Raw genomic sequence first — 4,159 nt, forward strand, 5'->3', positions numbered from 1 at the left:
CTCCCCCACCGTTCGACGAGCCACCGGAGCAGCCGGTCGCCAACAGGGTCGCGACCGCGCCCACCGCCAACAGTCGAGCGATTCGCCCTCTTCCGTACCGGTTCATGGTGTTCGGTCCTCTCGGGGGACTCCGGGGTTTCGTGATTGTTAAGCAGCCGAAGAAAGAAAGTCAACCCTCGTGACACGGCCTCCCCGACCCGCGCCGCACGGCCTCCGTCCGATCCCCGCCCGACATCCGTCATCCGGCGCCGGCACCCCGCCGGCCCGGAAAGCCTGCGATGATCGATCCCGCACGGCGTCGCGCGGTCCGACCACCGGAACCGGGGCCATCGGGCGCGGACGGCTTCCGTAAGCCCCGCCCCGGGGCCCGGAACCGACGGCCCACGGCGGGAGAGGCGGTGAGTCCGACCGAAGCCGCGGTGGCACGGGAGAGCGGGTCCCGCGGGCGCCGCCGAACACGCGGAACACGCGGAAACGCGAGGACAGACCAGTGGGGGCGGACCGCGCCGCTCCCGGTGGACCGGGCCCGGGGCCCGGGGTCGGAACAGGGGCGAGTGCGACCAGTGAGCGGATCAGGGGAACCCAACGGCCGGACGGGTGGACGGCCGGCCTTCCACGCCAACAGTCGGGCGGCCGTGCTGGACGTGATCCGCGCGGCCGGCACCATCAGCCGGGTCGGCCTCGCCGAGGCCACCGGCTTCACCGGGGCGACCATCTCCACCGTGGTGCGCCGGCTCATCGACGACGGGCTGGTCGTGGAGACCGGCCACGCCGAGTCCACCGGCGGCAAGCGGCGGGTGCTGCTGGCGCTGAACCGCTCCTCCCGGTACGCGGTGGGCGTCCACCTCGACCAGGGGGGCGTGACCTACGCGCTGACCAACCTCGGCGGCTCGGTCGTCGCCCGGGTCTTCCGGCCCGGCGGCTCCCCCGATCCGGAGGCGATGGTGGCCGGGATGTCGCAGGAGATCGCCGCGCTGATCGAGGGCGTCGGCGTGCCGGTGGATCGGGTCCTGGGGGCCGGCCTCGCGGTGCCCGGGCCCCTGACCCGCGGCGGAGGGATGCGGCTCACACCGCCCGCCATGCGTCGTTGGGAGGCGTTCCCGCTGGACCGGGCGCTCGGCGCGGCCACCGGCCTGCCGGTGGTGCTGGACAACGACGCCACCGCCTCGGCGCTGGGCGAGCACTGGTCCGGCGGAGTGGGCGGTACCACCACCTTCGCGGCCGTGTACCTGGGGACCGGGATCGGCGCCGGGCTGGTCATCAACGGCGTCGCCCACCGGGGGGTGAGCGGCAACGCGGGGGAGATCGGACACATCTGCCTGCAGGCGGACGGACCGCAGTGCTGGTGTGGTGCCCGCGGGTGCACGGAGGCACTGGCCGGACCGGCGGCGGTGGCGGAGGCCGCCCGCGCCGACCCGGCGATCGCCGCGGCCGCGGGCCTGACCGGCGGTGACGGGGGGGACGACCGGCCCCGGAGCGGGCCCGGCACCCCGGCCGCGGAATTCGCCGCCGTGGCCCGGGCCGCGTTGCGCGGCGACGCCGGCGCCCGGGCCCTCCTGGAGGGCTCGGCCCGGTACCTGGCGCTGGCGGTACGCACGCTGGCCAATGTGATGGACCTGGAGCATGTGGTCCTGACCGGTCCCGGTCTGGCCGTCGCGGGCTCGCTGTACCTGCCGGTGGTGGAGGACGAACTGAGCCGGACGTTCTTCGCGCGCGGGGCACACGGCGTGACCGTGCGCCTGTCGGAGTCGGCGGCGGGGGCACCGGCCATCGGCGCGGCGGCCCTGGTGCTGCAATCGGAACTGGTGCCCCTGCGCGAGGGGCTGCGTCTGCCCGAGACGATGCCGGACGCCACCGCCCGACCACGGGTGACGGGATGAGACATCATCGCTGCTCCGTTCGGGGGACCGGGGGTGTTTCGGTGGCGTCCCGACGGTAAGAGGCGGAGAGTGGAAGGGGCCGCCGGCCGTGCGGACGCGCCGGGCCCCCGGAAAGAGGTGAACGTCGGTGACCGCGACGAGGGTCGGCCTGCACGGCGTACCGGGCAGGATCAGCCTGACGGTCCGCGACCTGCGGACGGTGCAGGATTTCTACGCCGTTGTCCTCGGCTGGGAGTACGAGCCGCGTCCCGGCGACGGGGTGGCGCAGTGCTCGGCCCTGGCCGAGGGGATGGTGGTGGGCACGCTGGGCACGGTCTCCGACTCGGCCGGGGTGCCGGGGGCGTGGACGCCGCACTTCCTGGTCGACAGCGCCGACCGGATCGCCGGGCGGGTGCGTGACCGCGGTGCCACCGTGGCCGTGGGGCCCCTGCGCATCGGGGAGGGCCGGGCTGTGTGGGCCGCCGATCCGGCGGGTGCGGTCTTCGGGCTCTGGGAGGGGCCCGGGGATCCGGTGTGGCGCGGCGAGGGCGGCCCGGGCGCACCCGCCTGGCTGGAGCTGCGCACCGGCGACCCCTTCGCCGCGGCCATGTTCTACGGCAACGTCTTCGAATGGGACGCCCCCGATCACGAGTACGTGGACATCGGCTTCGAACACGACCGGGTCGTCGTGCGGGTGGAGGGGCGTACGGTCGCCCGGATGTACGGGGGCGGGCTGGAGGAGGCCCCCGACCCGATCCTCCGCCCGAGCTGGCAGGTGCACTTCCGGGTGCGGGACGTGGACGCCGCCGCGCGGGTGGCCACGGCGGCGGGCGGCTCGGTTCCCCTGGCTCCGCACGACACACCCTTCGGGCGCGGCGCCACCCTCCGGGATCCGGAGGGGGCCCTCTTCCACATCGTGGCGGGCTGACCCGGCCGGTCCGGCCGTCCCCGTTCCCGCCGGTCGGCGGGAACGGGGACGGCAACGGGGGCGGGATGTCGAAACGGTTCGGGGAGGTTCGCCCGCTCCGCCCCGATGATGGTGCCCTCCCCGTGGCCGGTGTGCGCGACGGTGTCCCCGGGCGGCGCGGGAAGCCGCTCCCGGATCGAGCGCACGAGCGGGTCACCGTCGCAGAAGGAGCGCCCGGTGGTGCCCGGCCTCCTGCCGGCACAGGGTGTCCCCGGTGAAGACGACCCCGGGCTCCGGGACGTGGAAACAGCACGCGTCCGGTGTGTGCCCGGGGGTGTGCGGCACATCCCACCCGGTTTCGACCACCTCGACCACCTGCCGCTCCCCCCTCCCGGGCCGACATTCGGGTCATGGCTTCGTTTTCCGCCCCATCCGGTGACATTCGGCGCGCACCGGGTACCCGAGCCCCATGGAGATCAGAGATCGAGTGGTGGTGGTGACGGGGGCCTCGAGCGGAATCGGTCGGGCCACGGCCCGGGCGCTGGCCCGCCGCGGGGCGAAACTCGTGCTGACCGCCCGACGAGCCGATGCGCTGGCGGACGCGGTCCAGGAGTGTCGTGACCGGGGGGCGTCGCGGGCGTTCGCCATCCCCGCCGACGTGACCGACGAGAGCGCGGTGCGCACGGTGGCCGAGACGGCGGTGCGACGGATGGGAGTGCTCGACGCGTGGGTGAACTGCGCGGCGGTGACCCTCTTCGGTGGGTTGGAGGAGACACCGGCGGAAGCCCACAGACGGGTGTGGGAGGTGAACGTCATGGGTTACCTGCACGGGGCCCGGGCGGCGGTACCGCACCTGCGCCTGCGACCGGAGGCGGTCCTGGTGAACATCTCGTCCGTGGTGGGGGTGGTCGCACAGCCCTACACCCTGTCGTACACCGCGTCGAAGTTCGCCGAGCGGGCGATGAGCGTGTCGCTGCGCGAGGAGTTGCGCCTGGCGGGCGACGGGCACGTGCGGGTGTGCTCGGTGCTGCCCGCCGCCATCGACACACCGATCTTCTCGCACGGCGCCAATCTCACCGGTCGTCGGGTGCGCCCGTTGAGCCCGGTGTACCGGCCGGAGCGGGTCGCCCGGGCGGTGACCGGGGTGATCCGGCGCCCGCGCCGGGAAGTGGTGGCGGGGCCGATGGGCCGGGCCCTGTTGCTCGCCCACACCCTGGCTCCCGGCCCGGTGGAGCGGCAGATGGCCCTGATGATGGACAAACAGCACCTCTCCCCCACCGAGTCGGAGAAGACCGGAATGGGGAACCTGTACGAACCCTGGCCGGGGCGTGGATCGGTGACCGACGGTTGGCGCGGGCTGCTGGGGCGGGTACGCCCCGGCCAGGGTTCGTAC

At 74.4% G+C, this 4,159-nt stretch carries 3 protein-coding genes and 1 pseudogene; 3 read left to right on the plus strand and 1 reads right to left on the minus strand.

What is annotated here, in order from left to right:
• Positions 1–563: 563 nt before the first annotated feature.
• Positions 564–1,880, plus strand: coding sequence for an ROK family transcriptional regulator (locus FNQ90_RS14525; protein WP_323379964.1), 1,317 nt, complete (start codon positions 564–566; stop codon positions 1,878–1,880).
• 127 nt (positions 1,881–2,007) lie between these two features.
• A complete protein-coding gene (locus tag FNQ90_RS14530; RefSeq protein ID WP_323379965.1) occupies positions 2,008–2,787 on the plus strand; it encodes a VOC family protein in 780 nt (259 codons plus the stop codon).
• Positions 2,788–2,979: 192 nt separating this feature from the next.
• On the opposite strand, the pseudogene FNQ90_RS28680 reads toward FNQ90_RS14530, so the two are convergent.
• Positions 2,980–3,144 (minus strand): annotated as a pseudogene (locus tag FNQ90_RS28680) (MBL fold metallo-hydrolase); the annotation flags it as partial.
• A gap of 91 nt (positions 3,145–3,235) precedes the next feature.
• Between FNQ90_RS28680 and FNQ90_RS14540 the strand changes: the two are divergent.
• Positions 3,236–4,159, plus strand: a 924-nt coding sequence (locus FNQ90_RS14540; protein WP_182606770.1) for an SDR family NAD(P)-dependent oxidoreductase, incomplete at its 3' end; no start/stop codon positions are given.

This window comes from Streptomyces alkaliphilus (assembly GCF_014141535.1).
Lineage (GTDB): Bacteria > Actinomycetota > Actinomycetes > Streptomycetales > Streptomycetaceae > Streptomyces > Streptomyces alkaliphilus.